This window comes from Priestia sp. 53B2 (assembly GCF_056099005.1).
On the sequence record NZ_JBLZXA010000008.1, the window covers coordinates 312817 to 333015 of the forward strand.

The 20199-nt window shown below is 38.3% G+C and carries 19 protein-coding genes and 1 riboswitch; of the genes, 3 read left to right on the top strand and 16 right to left on the bottom strand.

What is annotated here, in order from left to right; all coding sequences use genetic code 11:
- Window positions 1–36 precede the first annotated feature (36 nt).
- The 6 genes from ACN6NE_RS05000 to yneA all read right to left on the bottom strand — a co-directional run bounded on the left by ACN6NE_RS05000 (window position 37) and on the right by yneA (window position 4445).
- Window positions 37–249, bottom strand: coding sequence for a YneF family protein (locus ACN6NE_RS05000; RefSeq protein ID WP_013058772.1), 213 nt, complete (start codon window positions 247–249; stop codon window positions 37–39).
- A 90-nt stretch (window positions 250–339) separates the two neighbouring features.
- Entirely contained in the window at window positions 340–780 is a 441-nt protein-coding gene (gene sirA, locus ACN6NE_RS05005) for a sporulation inhibitor of replication protein SirA (RefSeq protein WP_050689597.1), read from the bottom strand.
- Window positions 781–928: 148 nt separating this feature from the next.
- Entirely contained in the window at window positions 929–2935 is a 2007-nt protein-coding gene (tkt, locus tag ACN6NE_RS05010; RefSeq protein WP_129704375.1) for a transketolase, read from the bottom strand.
- 167 nt (window positions 2936–3102) lie between these two features.
- Window positions 3103–3333, bottom strand: a complete 231-nt coding sequence (locus ACN6NE_RS05015; RefSeq protein ID WP_013058775.1) for a DUF896 domain-containing protein — start codon at window positions 3331–3333, stop codon at window positions 3103–3105.
- Window positions 3334–3402: 69 nt separating this feature from the next.
- Window positions 3403–4062, bottom strand: coding sequence for a YneB family resolvase-like protein (locus tag ACN6NE_RS05020; RefSeq protein ID WP_129704377.1), 660 nt, complete (start codon window positions 4060–4062; stop codon window positions 3403–3405).
- A 53-nt stretch (window positions 4063–4115) separates the two neighbouring features.
- Window positions 4116–4445, bottom strand: a complete 330-nt coding sequence (gene yneA, locus ACN6NE_RS05025) for a cell division suppressor protein YneA (RefSeq protein ID WP_013084723.1) — start codon at window positions 4443–4445, stop codon at window positions 4116–4118.
- A 146-nt stretch (window positions 4446–4591) separates the two neighbouring features.
- On the opposite strand from yneA, the gene lexA reads away from it, so the two are divergent.
- Window positions 4592–5209 (top strand): transcriptional repressor LexA, encoded by a 618-nt coding sequence (lexA, locus tag ACN6NE_RS05030; RefSeq protein WP_013058778.1) that lies wholly within the window; start codon window positions 4592–4594, stop codon window positions 5207–5209.
- A 211-nt stretch (window positions 5210–5420) separates the two neighbouring features.
- Complete coding sequence (locus ACN6NE_RS05035) at window positions 5421–6866, top strand: hypothetical protein (protein ID WP_474324771.1); 1446 nt, start codon at window positions 5421–5423, stop codon at window positions 6864–6866.
- A gap of 213 nt (window positions 6867–7079) precedes the next feature.
- On the opposite strand, the gene ACN6NE_RS05040 is transcribed toward ACN6NE_RS05035, so the two are convergent.
- The 7 genes from ACN6NE_RS05040 to hflX all read right to left on the bottom strand — a co-directional run bounded on the left by ACN6NE_RS05040 (window position 7080) and on the right by hflX (window position 16826).
- The gene (locus ACN6NE_RS05040; RefSeq protein WP_129704381.1) at window positions 7080–8057 is read right to left on the bottom strand and encodes a cation diffusion facilitator family transporter; all 978 of its coding nucleotides are present in this window, start codon (window positions 8055–8057) and stop codon (window positions 7080–7082) included.
- 109 nt (window positions 8058–8166) lie between these two features.
- The gene (locus ACN6NE_RS05045; protein WP_474324773.1) at window positions 8167–9993 is read right to left on the bottom strand and encodes an APC family permease; all 1827 of its coding nucleotides are present in this window, start codon (window positions 9991–9993) and stop codon (window positions 8167–8169) included.
- A 162-nt stretch (window positions 9994–10155) separates the two neighbouring features.
- Window positions 10156–10297: riboswitch (cyclic di-AMP (ydaO/yuaA leader) on the bottom strand.
- A 191-nt stretch (window positions 10298–10488) separates the two neighbouring features.
- Window positions 10489–11535, bottom strand: coding sequence for an N-acetylmuramoyl-L-alanine amidase (locus ACN6NE_RS05050; protein WP_129704385.1), 1047 nt, complete (start codon window positions 11533–11535; stop codon window positions 10489–10491).
- Window positions 11536–12270: 735 nt separating this feature from the next.
- Window positions 12271–13605 (bottom strand): type I glutamate--ammonia ligase, encoded by a 1335-nt coding sequence (glnA, locus tag ACN6NE_RS05055; protein ID WP_013084732.1) that lies wholly within the window; start codon window positions 13603–13605, stop codon window positions 12271–12273.
- Window positions 13606–13688: 83 nt separating this feature from the next.
- On the bottom strand, window positions 13689–14096 hold the full coding sequence (locus ACN6NE_RS05060) for a MerR family transcriptional regulator (protein WP_013058786.1): 408 nt from the start codon (window positions 14094–14096) through the stop codon (window positions 13689–13691).
- A gap of 190 nt (window positions 14097–14286) precedes the next feature.
- Window positions 14287–15549 carry a methionine gamma-lyase family protein gene (locus tag ACN6NE_RS05065; protein WP_474325209.1) on the bottom strand — a complete coding sequence of 421 codons (1263 nt, stop codon included), beginning with the start codon at window positions 15547–15549 and terminating at the stop codon, window positions 14287–14289.
- A gap of 14 nt (window positions 15550–15563) precedes the next feature.
- Window positions 15564–16826 (bottom strand): GTPase HflX, encoded by a 1263-nt coding sequence (gene hflX / locus ACN6NE_RS05070; RefSeq protein ID WP_474324776.1) that lies wholly within the window; start codon window positions 16824–16826, stop codon window positions 15564–15566.
- A gap of 277 nt (window positions 16827–17103) precedes the next feature.
- Between hflX and ACN6NE_RS05075 the strand changes: the two genes are divergently transcribed.
- A complete protein-coding gene (locus ACN6NE_RS05075; RefSeq protein ID WP_013058789.1) occupies window positions 17104–17715 on the top strand; it encodes a trimeric intracellular cation channel family protein in 612 nt (203 codons plus the stop codon).
- A 32-nt stretch (window positions 17716–17747) separates the two neighbouring features.
- On the opposite strand, the gene spoVK is transcribed toward ACN6NE_RS05075, so the two are convergent.
- The 3 genes from spoVK to miaA all read right to left on the bottom strand — a co-directional run bounded on the left by spoVK (window position 17748) and on the right by miaA (window position 20099).
- A complete protein-coding gene (gene spoVK / locus ACN6NE_RS05080; RefSeq protein ID WP_013058790.1) occupies window positions 17748–18704 on the bottom strand; it encodes a stage V sporulation protein K in 957 nt (318 codons plus the stop codon).
- 187 nt (window positions 18705–18891) lie between these two features.
- Window positions 18892–19116 (bottom strand): RNA chaperone Hfq, encoded by a 225-nt coding sequence (hfq, locus tag ACN6NE_RS05085; RefSeq protein WP_013058791.1) that lies wholly within the window; start codon window positions 19114–19116, stop codon window positions 18892–18894.
- 32 nt (window positions 19117–19148) lie between these two features.
- Window positions 19149–20099: a tRNA (adenosine(37)-N6)-dimethylallyltransferase MiaA gene (gene miaA / locus ACN6NE_RS05090; protein WP_129705181.1), complete on the bottom strand. Its 951-nt coding sequence runs from the start codon at window positions 20097–20099 to the stop codon at window positions 19149–19151.
- Window positions 20100–20199 lie beyond the last annotated feature (100 nt).

A 20199-nucleotide genomic window follows, 5' to 3' on the forward strand; every position in this document is an offset into this window, starting at 1 on the left:
ACCCTTCTGAATAGAGAGTGTCTGTCCAATTAACCATTATTTAATTTGGCCGTTCATTGCTTTCATCATTTGGTTAATTTTTTTCTGCGATGGTTTCATGCCCATTTGCATCATCATCATTTTTAACATTTGTTCATTAATTGGTGGATTTTTCTTCAGATAGCTCATCATATATTTACGAGCAATGAAAAATCCTAGCGCTATCCCAACAATTAATGCTAGAACACCAACTAGAATATACATTCCCATGGTATTACTTCCTCCTTCGTGTTGTCTAACTTACAGTGTACTAGACCATACGCTATTATACAATATTTCCGTTCCAATTTCCTTAAATAATTACACAAATTTTCTTGTTTTCACAGGCCTCAGCCAGCCGTATTCATCCGTTCCATAATTCACTGCTAAAAAACAAGGATCTAGCTTGCGTAATACTTCAAAAAAAGCTGTCTCAGCATCAACATTGCCATCTCCTTCAATTGTTATACAGCGATTCGTTAATTTTATAGATGCTCGACTTTTTTTATGAGGATATTCCAGCACAAACGTCTCTTGATGAGTAAAAAAATGAGGATAATGAGAAAACGCCTGAAGCAATTCTCGTTGAATAAATGAAATGGGCAGTTGGCGAGTAATGTAATGAACTTGTTTTTGTAAGTGCGTTTCATTCAAGTGACGTTTCATTCTATATTCAATCAGCAGCTGATAAATGAGCTTTTCTCTTCGAAAATAGGATGATGCAACTTCTTCCTCCATTAAATATACTTCATACGTTCTCACGATTCATCCTCCCTTTCGGCTCGTTCTTTTTTGTACCATTATACCGAATGGTGTACGCAATGCTTGTCTATCGATGAAAAAATTCCTTTGTTTTTTTGTCGAAAAAAAGAGCAGACTCCTGTGGTCTGCTCTTTCTTATGAAAAAGAATTATGCATTAAGCAAGCTTTTCACTTTTGCTACTACATTTTCAACTGTAAAACCAAATTCTTTCATGATTGTTTCACCAGGAGCAGATGCACCGAAGTGATTAATACCAAGAACTTGTCCTTCGTCTCCAACATAGCGTTCCCAGCCAAGTGTAGAAGCCATTTCAATACCTAAACGTTTTTTCACTGATTTAGGGATAACACTTTCTTTGTACTCAGCAGATTGCTCTTCGAAACGATCCCATGCAGGCATACTTACTACAGATACGTCAATGCCTTCTGCAGCTAATGCTTTTTGTGCTTCTACTGCTAGGCTTACTTCAGAGCCTGTTGCAAGTATTAATGCATCCGCTTGGTCTTTACCAGCTTTAGATACAACGTACGCACCTTTAGACACGCCTTCGTATGCATTTTCTTTTGTACCTTCAAGCGTTGGCAAGTTTTGACGAGTCAATACAAGCGCCGTTGGGCGGTCAGTTGACTCTAATGCTAAGCGCCATGCAGCAGCTGTTTCATTTGCATCTGCAGGACGAACCACTGAAAGACCTGGCATTGCACGAAGTGATGGCAATTGTTCAATTGGCTCATGTGTTGGGCCGTCTTCTCCAACTGCGATACTGTCATGTGTAAATACATATGTTACAGGAAGCTTCATTAAAGCTGCTAAGCGAATTGCTGGGCGAAGATAATCAGAGAATACAAAGAATGTTCCTCCGAATACTTTTACACCGCCGTGTAGAGCCATACCGTTTAATGCAGCTCCCATTGCAAATTCACGTACACCGAACCAGATATTACGTCCGCTGTAATCAGCTGCAGTGAAGTCTTCTGAACCTTTAATCATTGTTTTATTTGAGCCAGCTAAGTCAGCTGAACCGCCGAAGAATTGAGGTACAGCTTGTGCTACTGCGTTTAATACTTCTCCAGAAGAAGCACGGCTAGCTAGGCTTGAACCCGTTTCGTATGCTGGAAGCTTTTCTTCCCAGCCTTCCGGTAACTTTCCTTCTACTGCTAGTTCAAATTGACGACCTAGTTCAGGATATTTTTCTTTATACTGTGCAAATACATCGTTCCATTCGTTTTCTTTCTTTTGGCCATCTTCAGCAATTGTAGCTTTGAAGTGAGCATACACTTCTTCTGGCACATAGAAATCTTCTTCAAATGTCCATGCATAAGCTTCTTTTGTTAATTTTGTTTCATCGGAACCTAATGGAGAACCGTGCACTCCAGAAGTACCCGCGTGGTTTGGAGAACCAAATCCGATTGTTGTTTTTACTTCAATTAGCGTTGGGCGTGTTAAATCGCCTTTTGCTTCTTCAATTGCGTTTGCAATCGCTGTCAAGTCATTGCCGTCTTCAACGCGGATTACTTGCCATCCGTAAGCTTTGAAACGATCTTCTACGTTCTCAGAGAACGAGCGATCTAAATCTCCGTCTAACGAAATATCATTTGAATCGTATAAAACAACTAAACGTCCTAATTTTAAGTGTGCCGCTAATGAAGCTGCTTCAGCAGATACACCTTCCATTAAGTCTCCGTCACCACAAATACCATACGTAAAGTGGTCTACAATTTCTAAACCTTCTTTGTTGTATGTTTCAGCTAAATGACGTTCTGCCATTGCTTTACCAACAGCCATTGCAATACCTTGTCCTAGTGGACCAGTTGTTGCATCAACACCTGCTGTATGACCGAACTCCGGATGACCTGGTGTTTTACTTCCCCATTGACGGAAGTTTTTAAGGTCTTCAATTGATAAGTCATATCCAGCTAAATGAAGCAAGCTGTATAATAGTGCCGATCCGTGTCCTGCTGATAATACAAAGCGGTCACGGTTGAACCAGTTTGGATTCTTTGGATTGATGTTCATAAATTTTGTCCACAATGTATATGCCATTGGAGCAGCTCCCATTGGCATACCTGGGTGACCTGAATTTGCTTTTTCAATCGCATCGATTGATAAAGTACGAATTGTTGCAATCGAAAGATCTTCAATACGTTGTGTCATACTCTTCATTCCTTTCAAAACTATGTACATATGTTATCATACTAATGATTTGCTTATTTGTACAATACTTGAACCAAAAAAAATTCCACTTTTACAGTTTTTGTGTGCCTTATTAAAAATATACAAAAAACTAGAGGGAACACTCCCTCTAGTTTTACTAGAACGTCTTAGTGAAGACGCTTCTTTTTACTCTCTTTTAACTTCTTAGGCGTAACATCTTTACCTTCTTCGTCCACAACTTTAATCGTATGAAGGTGATTTGTCATAGATTGTCGGAAAACTTTTAAATATTCCTGACGTAGCTCTTGCTGTTCTTTCGCTTCAGATTCTGTCAGCCCTTCAGCCTTTGCCTTTTTTGAAAGAGCATTAATACGAGCAAGTTTATCTTTTGATAGCATATAAAACCTATCTCCTTATAATCAATAATTAAAATTACCGAACCGCTCCGGCAACATGTAGTCATCTTACTAAATCTCTTTCGTTTTATCAAGAGATTGAGCATTCTCTTGATAGCGACGATGTACCGTCGCTTTTGAAATATTATAACCAAAACCTTTTAGCGTAACTGAAATTTCAGCAAAGGTTAAGCCGTTATGGCGAAGGCGTACAATTTCTTCAATCGGCGCTTCTTTTTTTTCTCTTCCCGAGTTAACTCCTTGATTTTTTAAATTTTGCTGCGGACGATAACCGTTTTCGACGGCTCTTTTCATTCCTCTTTTAATTTTAGCATTATGTAATTTTCGCTGATGCTCTTCCACTAAGCTAATAATATCTAACACCATCGAATCAGATTCTGAAAGCTGAAGCTGACCTTGATGACTAATCGTATAGATCGTAGCATTTTCTTTATGAAAAGCATGAAGCAGCGCAATTCGGGCATTTCCTCTGCCTAATCGTGTTTCATCTTGAATGAGCAGCACAGATATTTTTTCTTCTTTCATTGTATGAAGAACATCCAAAATACCCTCTCTGTCTACGTCATATCCGCTTGCTTTTTCCATTACGACTTTTCTTACGTCTAGATGGTGAAGATTAGCAAGCTTTTTTAATTCTTCTTGCTGGCGCTGTAAAGATGTTTCTTGGGTTTTTTTATCCGTACTGACACGGCAATAAATAATGGCGTCCACTTTTATCACGACCTTTTCGGCTTCTAACAATATTCAGGAACGGCCGTTACACACTACTGTTCAATTGCCACTTGATTATGTAACTCTTTTTTTAAAACAGGAATATATAATTTATCTCCAGGAGATAAGGACTGTGCAGTGTCTGAGTTTAAATCATTGACGTCTTCAACCCATTTGACAAATTCGTTGGTGGTCAAATGATGGTGATTATGATACTTGTTGGACAATTCCCAAAGCGTATCTCCTTTTGTAATAGTAACCGTTGAATATTTGTCTAAATCTACTTTATCCGCTCCTAAAACCAGCGTCAATACATATGTAAGTGCAGCGATAACTGCAAAAAAAATAGCGTAATGTTTCATAGAATGTAAGAATTGTTGCATATTATGATCCCCCTATCAGAATATATGTTCTTATTTTAGTGAGAACATTTGTTTCTGTCAATGGAATTCTTCGAACTTATGTTTGTATATTGACACATCACGTGGTATAATTCACCTAAAGAATAGCTAAAATCGAGGTGAAAAATATGAAGCTATCAAAACGTCAACAAGACATACTAGATTTTATTAAGCACGAAGTAAAATTAAAAGGTTATCCGCCTTCTGTTCGTGAGATTGGGGAAGCGGTAGGATTAGCCTCTAGCTCCACTGTACACGGGCATTTAGCTCGTTTAGAAAGCAAAGGGTTAATTCGCAGAGATCCAACAAAACCAAGAGCAATCGAAGTTCTTCAACTAGACGAAGTAAACATTCCTAAAAGCAATGTCATTAATGTTCCTGTTATCGGTAAAGTAACAGCGGGTCTTCCTATAACAGCCGTTGAAAATGTGGAAGAATATTTCCCTCTTCCAGATAAATTCGTTTCTCCAGATGATCATGTATTTATGCTTGAAATTATGGGAGAAAGTATGATTGAAGCAGGTATTCTAGATGGGGATATGGTAATCGTACGTCAGCAGCAAACAGCTAATAATGGAGATATTGTGGTCGCTATGACCGAAGACAACGAAGCAACGGTAAAACGTTTCTTTAAAGAAGAAAATTTCGTTCGTTTACAGCCTGAAAATTCAACGATGGCGCCTATTATTCTTCGCCACGTAACGATTTTAGGAAAAGTAACTGGTGTATATCGCACGATTCACTAATCAGACACTGTATGTAAAACCAACTAATCATGATGTTAGTTGGTTTTTTTACGTTTGTTTTCTAAAAAAATTGGCATATTATAAATGATACGTTGAATCATTGCAGGCAGGTAGAACTGTTTTTATAAAGCTTGTTTTACCTTTTACTTTCTATCTGCATTTCCTCGACTCTTAAAAGGAAATACAACCCACCATAAGAAGGATGTAGTTTATGACCAATACACCAAGGAAAACAGAACCATTTCAAGCCATTGTACCTACTAAAGCAATGAACATGTTTCTTTTTCCTTTTTCCTTTGATCGAAAAAATAAAGAGCAGCTTGTTCATGCACTGAAAGCAAATTTGTTCGAGTTTTTTTCCATTCAAAATAAACATTTAGAAAAAGAGTACTACGGAGAACAATATTACGTATCTCATGATAGCCTGGATCAATATTTTCTTCCTTACATTGAATGCATTCTATTCCCTGACTCATGCGAAAAAGAAGGGTTGCTTCGATTTTCAAAAAAAATAGACCATACCATTACGTTACACACTTCCTCCACCACCGTGTCTAGCAACGTGCTGTCTGTGGATGTTTTTTTATGTCCTTTTGAAATTGGCGTCATGACCATTCGCACTGAGATAAGCCATAATCATTACACCTATGATGATACTTTAGAGTTCATGAATCATTTTCGTGTATTAGAACCGAAGCTTGCTGAAGAGCATGGATCCACCATTACCTATGAACATCATCGCTATAGCAAAGTGCAAGATTATATTTTTTCGCAGCTCGCGCCATTTTTGAACGAACACATCAAGAAAGAAGCCACACGTGAACAGCACGTTGGGAGCCTTCCTTATTTTATCGATGAACGGATGTTTGTGTTAAGTTATGTAACGGTAAATCAAGAGCAAGAGATTAATTCCACAACTTTATTTCGTACTGGACAGCTAAATAGCTATACGCCTGACGGGAAAGCGTTTATTTCTGCACACAATCATGAGTATATTAAAACGTATAATACTAAACACGTGTATCCCAGATGGGCTCCTGAAACCTATTATGTCATAACAGACCATGTGTTTTCGTGTATTTCTAAATCGACAGACTCTAAAACGGATCAGCTTTTGATGAATCATCTATTTGGCCAGCATTACTATAATTTATTTTTACATTTTTTCTATAAAATCGTGTTGCTAAAACTATCTTATGAATATTCTCAGCTCACGTTTCATAAAAATTCAGAGGGCATTGAACGACTAATCCGCTCTATTACCGTGTTTTCAGGTAAATATTTGTTTTTAGAAATTAGCTCTCGCACAGAAGGTCAAGAGTTTTCTAAGCTCTTTAAAAAAATCTTCCATATCAATTCTCTTTATCAAGAAGTCAAAGAAACCCTTGGTACTTTGTACCAAAATCAAGAGAAAATCGCAGCCAAGCGTCACAATTACTTATTATTAATTTTAACGATTTACACGGTTCTTTCAGGTATTTACGGAATGAATTTAGTTATTAGCAAACTAGAGGGAAACATCAATTGGGATAGTATGAAGCAGTTTTCTATCTTTGAATATATCGCTTTAATAGTAGCTCTATCAGGAATTCTGATCAGCATTAGTCTCGGAGTGAGTTCCCTATGGAATTTATTAAAAGATCGATTTAAAACATAAAAGCCGTTCGTATCAGAGAATACACCATTGAAAAAAGAAGAGGTCGAGACATAACTACACCCCTCCAATCTACAGACGAACAAATGGGATACATGAAACCTACGTTCACCATACCAATGAAAAAATCCGAACGAGTTGGATTCTCCATCAAGAATCTCGATTCATCGTTCGGATCTTCTTCAACTAAAATAATTTTGTCCTAACCTCTTCTTTTTATTCTTTTTGAAGCTGTAAATCACTTGGCGCCCAGTCTGGAATTCCATCATCTTCATCAAATTCAATAATAATATCCGTTATTCCTTTTTCCTGCAAAATACGATTTTCCAGACGATCTTTAATATCATCAGCTTCTGCCACTGTTAAAGAAGGATCAATTTCTACTTTTAATTCAACGTGAAGCTCTTCTCCTTCTTTCATCACCATTAATGTTTGAATATCATGCACTTGTACATCTTGCATGACAATCGCGCCAATTTTTATTTCCATTTCTTTATCTGCTTCACCAAGCGCTCCAGCAGCATTATCTAAAAATACTCGTCCTACTACAAAAAACATCATAAGCCCAATTAAAATAGAAGCAATTCCTTCAGCTTGGTGAAAAGGTGTAAACCGTGAAATAAAAACGGCTATTAATGCCAATACGCCTCCTCCAGTAGCTACCAGATCTTCCATAAAGACCAGCTTGGTTGCTGGCTTTGCTTTCTTTAAATGAACAAAGCTTTGCGTAAAAACATTGACCTCTGCGGTATTCATTCCGACATCGTGCAAAATTTCTTTCATTGCCTTAAATAGGACAAACATCTCAAGTAACACCGAGATGCCAAGTACTGCAATATTTAAAATAAAGCCTGAAGACTTCGTCGGATGAAGAATATGGTGATATCCTTCTTTAATCGTTTCAAACGCCATAATCCCTACTACAAGAACCGCTCCTAATAGAACGAGATTAACCAATCGGCCGAAACCGTTTGGAAATCGTTTGGTCGGGGCTTTTTTACTTAATGCCGAACCTATAAAGACAAAAAACTGATTAGCTGCATCTCCTAAGCTGTGCATCGTTTCAGCAAACATTGCTACATTCCCTGTTAAAGCGAAGGCAATTCCTTTAATGATAGAGATAATGGTATTAACTACAGCGGCCATCATGGCCGATTTATTTCCCTTTCGCAACAATTTAATTAATTCACTCATGTAATCCCTCCGTTTGCGCCTTTGATGAGATTCGATTACGGTTAGTGTATGTGAATTTAAAAATTAAAAACCTCCAACATACAAGTTGGAGGTTTTTAGTCATGTTTCATTATTTTTTAAAACGGTACGGTACAGTTGTAACAATTACATTTTTACGGTAAAGCAAATGTGCTTTTAACAGTAGACTGGACTGATTGTGAAGGATATTTTGCCAGCTTTTTTTCGTAATGAATTGTGGAATAACGACCGTAATAGCCATATTGTTTTCCCGCGCTTTTTCCTCGGCCATATCAATGAATCGAAACAGCGGCCGCACTAAGCTGCGGTATTGAGAGTGAAACGTAACAATACGAATATCAGGCTGCCACTTCTCCCACTTCTCTTCCATTCTCTTTTCGCTTTCTCGATCGAAGGCCACGTGCACTGCAATAACGGTATCGCCAATCGTTCGTGCATAATTTAATGAATTTTCTACTACCTTTGTCATTCCTGCTACAGGAACAATGACCACACTTCCCTCAAGCGTTCCAATCTTTTCTCCTTGCTTAATGCGAAGCTGCTCTCCTACTGCTTCATAATGCGTATAAATGCGATGAAAAATATAAACAATAACCGGTAAGAAAATGAGCACGGACCATACTTGTGAAAACTTCGTTGTAAACAAAATGATTAGCACCGTTAAGGTAATGAGGGCACCAATTAAGTTAATGGTTAGCTTCCCTTGCCAGCCGGCCGGCTTTTCTCTAAGCCATTTGACAATCATGCCTGTTTGAGAAAGCGTAAATGGAATAAACACCCCGACTGCATAAAGAGGAATTAATTGTTCAGTTGCTCCTTTAAAAGCTACAATTAAGACAATAGAAGCAATTCCAAGGGTCACAATTCCATTTGAATAGCCTAATCGATCGCCACGAATTTGAAACATTCTTGGCATGTATTTATCAGACGATAAGTTGACAGCCAGCAAAGGGAAAGCTGAAAAGCCCGTATTCGCCGCTAGCACTAGAATTAGAGCTGTTGTGCCTTGAATAAAATAATAAAATCCATTTCGTCCAAACACACTCGATGCAATTTGTGATACAACCGTTTCATCTGCTTTTGGAGAAATGCCAAGCCAATAAGCTAAAAACGTGATGCCAGAAAATAAAACGGCTAAAATACCGCCCATCAGCATTAAGGTATGAACAGCATTTTTTGCACCTGGCTCTTTAAAGTTAGGCACTGCATTTGAAATAGCTTCTACACCTGTCAATGCCGAACAGCCTGATGAAAAAGCTTTTAATAATAAAAACAAACTAATACCTGGCACTACTGTGCCAAGAGATGGATGAAGCTCAGGTGAAACTTGACCTGTCGCTATTTTAAACAAGCCTACCGCTATTAACAAAATAAGAGCAATAACAAATAAATAAACCGGATAAGCTAATACAGAAGCGGATTCTGTTACACCACGTAAATTTAAGACGGTAATAAAAATCACCAGCAAACACGCAATTACTACATTGTAATGATGCAGCGTTGGAAAAGCCGAAGTTAAAGCATCTGTTCCTGCTGAAACACTCACAGCAACTGTTAAAATATAGTCTACTAACAGTGATCCTCCAGCGATAAGCCCAGGATTTTCTCCTAAATTGGTTTTGGAAACAATATAAGCTCCTCCACCTTGCGGATACGCATAAATAATTTGACGGTATGAAAGAATTAAAGCTGTCAGCAGCACCAATACCCCAAGCGCAATTGGAATTGAATACCAATAAGCAAGGACGCCTACTGTTGCAAGTACAATCAAAATTTGTTCTGTTCCATAAGCCACTGATGATAAGGCATCTGATGATAAAATAGCCAGTGCTTTAAGCTTACTAAGCTTTTGATCACCTAACTCTTTTGTTTTAAGCGGCTTTCCAATCAATAATCTTTTGAGAACTGAATAGTTCACGTAATTTCCCTCCGATGATTGCTTAGCTACTATTTACTATTTGTTGCTAAGCTCCGTTACAAGTTCACAAATAAGTGATATTATCCCTAAAAAATACCTTTTTATGTTAAAAAAGCGCACAAAAAAAACACTAAGGGTTCTCAGCGTTTTTACACAGCTTAAACCTCCTCTCCAAAACGCTTATGGGGTTAGCTGTCGGATTCGGGCTATGAGAGTAGCCCTACCTTTTAAAAAAGGATTCACCCCAAGTGACAATGCACAAATTTGGGTCCCCCACTTCTTACGAATTAAGCGATAACAGGTCAATATAATTTTCAGTTAAAGGGTATGATTGATAACATGTTTCTTTCATAACTATCCTTTGTTCTTAGATAATATACTCCCGTACAAATGGTTTGTAAAGCATTATTTTACGCAAATGATAAAATAGTGCTTAAGGCGCTTTTAACAGGAAAACAAAAGGCCTTCTGCCCGCTTACAGAAGACCTTCTTGCTTTAACTTTTTGCTTTTAAAACGGCTGCTAGCTTGTTTTTCATTTGAGGACCATAAATGCCATCTACATCATAAGGAAGATACACAAGCTGAAAACGTCTGACTGCATCTTTCGTTTGAACTCCATATATTCCGTCTACTGACCCTACTTTAAAATTCACCGCGTTTAATGCTCTTTGAAGCTGCTTCACAGCTTCTCCAGAATCACCTTGTTTTAAAATTCCATTTGGAAGTGGATATTGTTCCGAAGGTGGAGTTGGTGACGGTGTTGGAGATGGGTTTGGTGAAGTCCCTGAAGGAATAACAATTGTTTTTCCAACCTGTAGTGTTAAAGGATCTGAAAGCCCTGTATTGGCTTCTTGAAGCGCCTGTACTGTTATATTGTACTTCTGTGCAATACTGTAAAGCGTATCTCCTTGCTTGATCGTATACGTTTTTGTACCTGGTTCAGAAGGTGATGGAATTGGATTTGGTGTTGGTGTTGGATTTGGAACTGCACGACGAGGTAAATTCAAATAGACGGCAATTCCTTTTGCATACGATTCACCCATGCTTTTTAAAAAAGCTTCATTTTGAAGAAGTGCTGCATCTGTGCGGTTATCAATAAAAGCTATTTCAGTCAGTACTGCAGGCATATTTGTTAAGCGAAGCACCGCATAATTGGCTGATTTTCGACCGCGATTCGGATGATTATATGACAGCAGCGTTGGCTGTACTTGGCCGTGGACAATTGATTGAAACGTTTTACTGGCATTACTAGCGCTTCTATAAACATAATCTTCATATCCTGTTCCTCCACCGGCATTTACGTGAATAGACATAAATGCATCTGCGCCCCACGAATTAGCTTGAGAAGCGCGCTGAGATAACGATAAAAAAACATCTGTGGTACGAGTGGTTTTAATCGTAAAATCACTGTATGTGCTATTTAAATAGCTTATTAAATATTGTTGAATTTTTAAAACTAAGTTTTTTTCATATAGTCCGTTCGCTCCAACTGCTCCTGCATCTGCCCCACCATGTCCTGCATCAAGATAGATTTTTTTCATATTACTTGTCCCTCCTTATTGTTAACATATGCACGGGGGACAAAAAGTGCTACGTATACTAGCCTACCAGGTGAAAAATCACTAAAAAAAGACCCGCTGCCTAATGGCAACGGGTTATTCTGCTTTATAGACAGAATACTGAATAAGGATAGCTCTCAAGGAGTGACAGCTATATGCAGAGTGTTGATTCGTTGATTAAATGATAATAATTATCATTTTCATTTAAAGTATACACTACGAGGAAAGTTTTGTCTATTTTATTATTAGATTTGGATCTACTTAAAAAGCAGAACGCCTATAACAATGAGAATAATCCAAATTGGAATGCTTATTAATATGCCTATTACTAAACCTTTGAAAAAATTCCCTTCTTGCATTTTCATTCCATTCCTCTCCAACAGTATTTTCTAATGACACTACGACTGGCTGAAAATTCTCTGAAGTTATACTGAAGTGCAGAGTGAACACATAAACAATCTCTCTATCTGTTATACACTACTTTTACATATAGATTCAATGAGACAAAAAGCTTATCCTTTTTAATTCATATAACCAAATTCTTTCCTGTATATAACAAAACAACAAAAAGCCTCCCGTAAATTGTACGACAGGCAGCTATACTTATTTTATGAACAGTTTAGTTCGATATTTAATATACGCATGCAGAATGTTATTCATTTTGAAAAACAAAAAAGTCCGAGAGAACGTATAAACGATCTCTCGGACTTTTAGGAATTAATATTGGCTCATGTATTGGTCACGTTCCCAAGGATGAACTTGTGTACGGAACATATCCCATTCGATTTCTTTCGCTTCAACGAAGTGCTCTGCTAAGTGTTCACCTAATGCAGAAACCATAACTTCGTTTGATTGGAAGCTATCTAAAGCTTGAGCTAATGTTGCAGGTAAATCTACGATACCTTCTTCAACACGCTCTTCTTTTGTCATTACATAGATATTACGATCGATAGGTTTTGGAGCTTCAAGGTTGTTCTTGATTCCATCTAAACCAGCTTTTAATAGAACAGCCATTGCTAAATACGGGTTAGCAGCTGGGTCTACGCTACGTACCTCAACACGAGTTCCTACGCCGCGAGAAGCTGGGATACGGATTAATGGGCTACGGTTACGAGCAGACCATGCAACATAACAAGGAGCCTCATATCCAGGTACTAGACGCTTATAAGAGTTTACAGTAGGATTTGTTACTGCTGTAAAGCTGTGTGCGTGCTTGATGATACCTGCGATAAATTGACGAGCAGTATCACTTAGCTCTAGATTACCGTTCTCATCATAAAATGCGTTTTGACCATCTTTGAATAATGAAACGTTACAGTGCATACCTGAACCGTTCACACCAAATAATGGTTTTGGCATAAATGTAGCATGTAAGCCATGTTTACGTGCAATTGTTTTTACAACAAGTTTGAACGTTTGAATATCGTCACAAGCTTTTAACGCAGCAGCATATTTGAAGTCAATCTCGTGTTGTCCAGGAGCTACCTCATGGTGAGATGCTTCAATTTCAAAGCCCATTTCTTCAAGCTCTAATACGATGTCACGACGGCAATTTTCACCAAGGTCAGTTGGCGCTAAGTCGAAGTAGCCACCTTTATCATTTAATTCTAATGTAGGTTCGCCTTTTTCGTCTAATTTGAATAAGAAGAACTCTGGCTCAGGTCCAAGGTTGAAATCAGTAAATCCTAACTCTTCCATCTCTTTCAACACACGTTTTAAGTTATTACGTGGATCTCCATCAAACGGAGTTCTATCCGCATTGTAGATGTCACAAATAAAACGTGCTACTTTACCTTTTTCAGATGTCCAAGGGAAAATAACAAATGTATCAATATCCGGGAATAGGTACATATCTGATTCTTCAATACGTACAAAACCTTCAATCGAAGAACCGTCAAACATCATTTTGTTGTCTAACGCTTTTTCTAATTGACTTACTGGAATTTCAACGTTTTTAATTGTTCCTAAAATGTCAGTGAACTGAAGACGAATATACTTTACATTCTCTTCTTGAACTTTGCGGAAAATATCTTCTTTTGTGTACTTTGCCATCGTGTGATCCTCCCCTAAATCTCTATATAATATTTATAATCTATACCCCTCATATACGAACGGCATAAATATTGATAACTTTATTAATGAAAGAACCTGGACATATCTCCTTGATTTAAAGTTGCTCGATTAAAACGGCCTGCTTGCATAAGTTCTGCACGAAGCATTTTTCGCAATTCATCGTCCGTTAATTCTGGCTTTGCTGTTGCTGCCACAACTTTTTCTTCTTGCTTATGCCCTTTTTGCTCCTTTTGAAGATGAAACAGCTGTTTTACACCTGCTAAGTTTACACCTTGTTCAATAAGATCACGGATTTCAAGCAGCTTATCAACATCGTTAAATGAGAATAATCGTCGATTTCCCTCTGTTCTTACTGGTGCAACTAATTCATGTTCTTCATAGTAGCGAATTTGGCGAGCCGACAACTCAGTTAACTGCATCACAATTCCAATTGGGAAAAGTGGCGTATTTCTTCGAATGTTGTCACTCATTTCAGTTCCTCCTTTGGATTAACTATTTACATTGTATGCTATGTTAGTTCACCTGTCAACCGAATGTTAGTAATTCTAACATAAATTTTTCTGAACATTTCTTCTATACAAATAAATAGCACTTCGTTTATTTTTATAAGCCTATCTTTTCTTTCTTAGCGGGGAGAAAATAGTCTTTCTATCTTATATTTTATAAAAGTTCTTTCGTCAGCATTTGATCTACTGCCATGCATATTGCTACTTTTACGTGAGCATACGTTAACCCGCCCTGCACGTAAGCGACATAAGGAGGCCTGATAGGCCCATCTGCCGTCAGCTCGAGGCTTGCTCCTTGTATAAACGTTCCAGCTGCCATAATCACATCATCTTCGTACCCTGGCATATAAGCAGGATAGGCCGTTACGTGTGAATTAATTGGCGAAGCAAATTGAATAGCCTGACAAAAAGAAACCATTTTATCGCGGTCATCGAACTGCACGGATTGAATTAAATCTGTTCGTTCACTGTTCCACTTCGGTTCACTTTGCATCCCTAGCTCTTCGAACATAGCGGATGAGAAAACTGCTCCTTTTAATGCTTGACCGACTACGTGCGGAGCCAAAAAGAAACCTTGATACATTTCTTGCAAGCTATACAGCGTCGCTCCAGCTTCTGCACCGATTCCAGGGGTTGTCATTCGGTATGAACAAGCTTCCACTAGGTCTTTTCGCCCTGCAATATAGCCACCGATTTTAGCAAGACCTCCACCAGGGTTCTTAATGAGCGACCCCGCCATCAAATCTGCTCCTACATGCGTTGGCTCGATTGTTTCTACAAATTCACCGTAGCAGTTATCGACAAATACTATAACGTCAGGCTTAATACTCTTTACAAAAGAAATCATTTCTTTTATTTGCGCGACTGTAAAAGAAGGACGAATGCCGTAACCTTTTGAGCGCTGAATACCTATCATCTTTGTGTGCTCATGAATAGACGCTTTCACTTCTTCAAAATCCACTTGACCTTGCCCTGTTAAATCTACTGATTTATAGCTAATATTATATTCTTTTAAAGAGCCTACACCGCTTCCTCGTATACCAACGATTTCTTCAAGGGTGTCATAAGGCTTTCCAGTTATATATAATAGTTCATCTCCAGGACGCAGTACACCAAACAGCGAAATGCCAATTGCGTGCGTACCTGAAATAATTTGCGGACGCACCAGGCAAGCTTCTGTTCCAAAAACGTCCGCGTATACTTTCTCCAACGTATCGCGGCCTAGATCGTCATATCCATACCCCGTTGTCGGATTAAAATGCGAATCACTCACTCGATTTTGCTGAAAGCTTCGCAACACCCGAAATTGATTTGCTTCAATGCGCTCGTCAATTTTCTCATGTACGGGCTTAATTTGTTTTTCTACTTTTTCAGCAAGTTCCCGAATGCGTGCCCCGTTTTTTAACTGATCAAACATCATTTCTTTGTTCCTCAACTTTCTTCAAGCGTTTGTAGCTTTTTGTAAAGGGGATGCTCTTTTGCAATATACCCTTTGCACTGATACTTCTCAGTTTCTTCATTGAATTTTAACGACTCAAGAATAGAGACCGTTTTGAGTTCAGCGAGCATTTTCCCTTCATAAGCCGGCAGCAGCACATGAAAAAACGCCATTTCTTTTTTCATTTCTTCTTGAATTTTTTCCCCAAGCTTCACTAAATCAGTAGCTTTAAAAGCGCTCATTGATAAAGATGTCGAAGCGGATGGGACAAATAGTTCATGCTGCATATCTTCTTTATTGTAAACTGTCAGCATCGGAATGTCCGTTACGTTCAGCTCTTCTAGTAAACGATGCACTGTTTTTTCGTGGTTGTTGTAATCTGGATTAGATGAATCTACCACGTGCAGAACAAGGTCAGCTTCGGTTACTTCTTCAAGTGTTGAACGGAACGCGGCTACTAACGTTGTTGGAAGATCTTGAATAAATCCAACCGTATCCGTTAACAGAGCCGTTAATCCTGACGGAAGCGTATACTGTCTTGTCGTTGGATCAAGAGTTGCAAACAGCTGATTTTCTTCAAAAATACCAGCCTCTGTTAAGCGGTTAAAGATCGTCGATTTACCAGCGTTCGTATAGCCCACAATTGCAATTTGATAGACATGATTACGCTTACGTCTTTCTCGATAACGTTCGCGGTGACTTACCACTGTCTTTAACTGACGCTTAATTTCATCAATTTTACGGCGAATATGTCTGCGGTCACTTTCAAGTTTCGTTTCACCAGGACCTCTTGTTCCAATTCCGCCTCCAAGACGCGACAAAGCGGTACCTTGTCCTACTAACCTAGGTAGCAGATAATTTAATTGAGCAAGTTCCACCTGCATTTTTCCTTCTCGCGTTTGAGCACGCTGTGCGAAGATATCCAAAATCAGCTGCGTGCGGTCAATAATACGCGCAGATAACCCTGCTGACAAATTGCGGATTTGACTCGGTGACAATTCATCATTAAATACAATTAAATCAGGCTCTAACTCTTCTTCAAGAGCCACAAGTTCTTCTACTTTCCCTTTTCCAATATAAGTAGCTGGATGAATGCGATCACGTTTTTGCGTTAACCTTACCAGCACTTCGCCTTTTGCAGTCTCAGTTAAAGATGCTAGCTCATCCATTGAATATTCAAAACGTTCGTCATCGTCATGAAGCTGACATCCGACTAAAATTACGCGTTCAAGTTCAGTATTCATTTCTGCTGTCAAAGATTTTTCCTTCCCTTACTATTAAATTGACAAATCATTCATATCATATCAAAAAAATGTCCATTTCTCCATCTTTGCAAAAGAGACAGAATACATTGTCTTTTACTAGTTTAACACCCTTTTTAAAATCTATAAAACGATGATTAAAAAAACATTGAAATATCACGAAATTCTGTATACAATTTGAATTGGTTTACTTATCGAAATTTGAATCAGGCTGCCTGATTTTACAATAATAGTCGCTACTTGGTGAAAACAGAATAAAGGGGATAGCATCATGACTTGGGACGTACTTAGTATTATTGGAACGATTGCTTTTGCAATCAGCGGAGCTTTCATTGCCATGGAAGAGGAGTATGATATTTTAGGCGTTTACATACTGGGAATCGTAACAGCTTTTGGCGGAGGAGCCATTCGAAACCTGCTTATCGGTGTGCCGGTGTCTGCCCTTTGGGAACAAGGACTCTTTTTTCAGATTGCTTTATTATCTATCACTGCCACTTTTTTATTTCCAAACAATATCTTAAAACATTGGAAGCGATGGGGAAACTTTTCGGACGCCATTGGCCTTGCAGCATTCGCGATTCAAGGAGCGCTTTATGCCACTCATATGAACCATCCGCTTAGCGCGGTTATTGTAGCTGCGGTCTTAACAGGAAGCGGCGGCGGTATTATCCGAGATTTATTAGCACGCCGAAAGCCTACTGTTCTTAAAGATGAAATTTATGCGGTATGGGCGATTATCGCAGGATTTAGCGTAGGGCTGCATATTACAAATACGCCTGTAGAACTTTATACGTTATTTATCTTACTTGTAGGTCTTCGGATGTGTTCATATATTTACAAATGGCGCCTGCCGATCAAAACGATTCGACAACCAAATATGTAGAAAAAAAGCCTTTCGTGACGAAAGGCTTTTTTTTACAGCTGAATATCGCTTGACGTTAAAGTTAGAAGCTCGTTGCGCTCATAGCTTTCTTCTTCTAAAAGCCTCATGGATTGAGTGCGTATGGAACGTTCGATAATGTTTCGCACATATCGACCGTTACTAAAATCCCTAGGCGTCTGATTGTACTTCACGTCCATGAAATGATCTTTTAACTTTTTATAGGCCTCTGTACTAAACTGATACTGCCTGTCATTCATCATGTGACCGGCAATGTCCATCAGTTCATTGACATCATAATCCGGAAAATCAAAAATAAACGGAAACCTAGAGCGCAGTCCTGGATTAAGACTTAAGAAATTTTCCATTTCTCTTGGATAACCAGCTAAAATCAATACAAACTTATCATTTGAATCTTCCATATGTTTGACCAATGTATCAATCGCTTCTTTTCCAAAATCTTTTTCTCCCCCTCTTGCAAGAGAATAAGCCTCATCAATAAATAAAATACCTCCAAGCGCTTTTTTTACAAGATCTCTCGTTTTCTGAGCGGTATGACCAATGTATTCTCCAACTAAATCTGCCCGCTCTGCTTCAATTAAATGTCCTTTAGACAAGATGTTCATATTCAAAAATAATTTACCTAGCAGGCGGGCTACTGTCGTTTTCCCTGTTCCTGGATTTCCTTTAAACATCATATGCAGCGCCTGCTTTCCCGCTTTTAAGCCCTGTTCCTCTCTTTTTTTGTTAATATATAACCACGCATATATTTCTTTTATCATTTTTTTCAATTCTTCCATTCCAACCAGTCCGCTCATTTCTCGTTCAATTTCCCGAAGCGGCTCATGATTTATCACAGCTTTTTTGGCAGGACGCGGAATTGATGTCGTATACGATTTTTCCTTTTTTGTTTCATTATTTAAAATGATATTAATTTGCCCATTATTTTTAAGAGTTATCGGCTGCTCCACCATGTTCACCTCTCGTTTCATCCCACTTCTCTGTATCGCATAGCTGCATGCGATGAACGATACGAAGACAATGATCTCTTATTACCTAAGAAATAATCGTCTATTATAAGGTTTATGTTCGATGAGTAAAAACAATGTTAAGAAACTTTTTTAAGCCTTTATTTGCATAAAAAAAGCATCCGAATATGCGGATGCTTCTCTTTAATCTCTATTCAAGTTCTACTGTAATATTTTTATTTGGTACAAATGTCGAAATCGCATGTTTATAAATCAGCTGCTGTTTTCCTTCAGATTCAATTAACACAGTAAAGTTATCAAATCCTTTAATTAGTCCTCTTAATTGAAAACCATTTAAAAGAAATACCGTCACATAGATATTTTCTTTACGTAATTGATTTAAAAATTGGTCTTGAATATTAACTGATTGTTTCATTATTCGGCCTCCTCGTTTCTCTATCTGTTTACTTAATTCGCTTCTTTCTTCAGCTTTCCTGCAATATATGTAAAAATTTCAGCAAACTTTTCGGGAAATTTGTCAACTTCCATCTCTATCCATTTTACAGGCATTTTATTTCGAAACCACGTTAACTGACGCTTTGCATATCTGCGTGAATTTTGTTTCAACTGTTCAACGGCTTCTTCGAGCGTGCAGCGTCCTTCAAAATAAGCATACAGCTCTTTGTAGCCGATAGCTTGAATTGATTGTACATCATGCAGACCACTTTCGTACAATGATTTGACTTCATCAAGCAGTCCAGCCTGCATCATCATATCGACTCGGTGATTAATTCTCTCATATAATACGTCTCTATCCATTGTAAGTCCAATAATGCTTACATCATATAATAACTCTTGCGACTGTTCTTTTGTATAGTCACTGAATTTTTTGCCGGTTACTTCATACACTTCAAGCGCTCTGATTACACGGCGATGGTTGTTTTTATGGATAGCAGCTGCACTGTCTGGGTCAATCTCTTTTAGCTTTTCATACAGAGAATCAATGCCATGAGCTTTAATAAATACTTCCATTCGTTCACGAACTTTTTCATCACTAGGAGTTTCTGTGAACTGATAATCATAAATAACGGATTGAATATAAAGACCCGTCCCGCCGACTATCATCGGCATTTTTCCTCTAGCGTGAATATCATCGATTTGTTTTCTTACAATCTCTTGAAATTCTGCCACAGAAAACGATTCATCTGGCTCCTTAATATCGATCAGGTAATGGGGAATACCCTGCATCTCTTCTTCTGACACCTTCGCTGTTCCGATATCCATCCCTTTATAAATTTGCATGGAATCACCTGAAATAATCTCTCCGTCTAACTGTTTGGCAAGTTCAATGCTCAATTTTGTTTTACCAACCGCAGTTGGTCCAATAATGACAATAAGTTTTGGTTTCTCTCCCGTCATAACAACACTACTTTCATCTATAGGCATTCACATCATTCCATTTTATCCAAATGGCCATGATTTATTCAACAAAACGGCTAGCTGCAGCTAGCCGGATTGC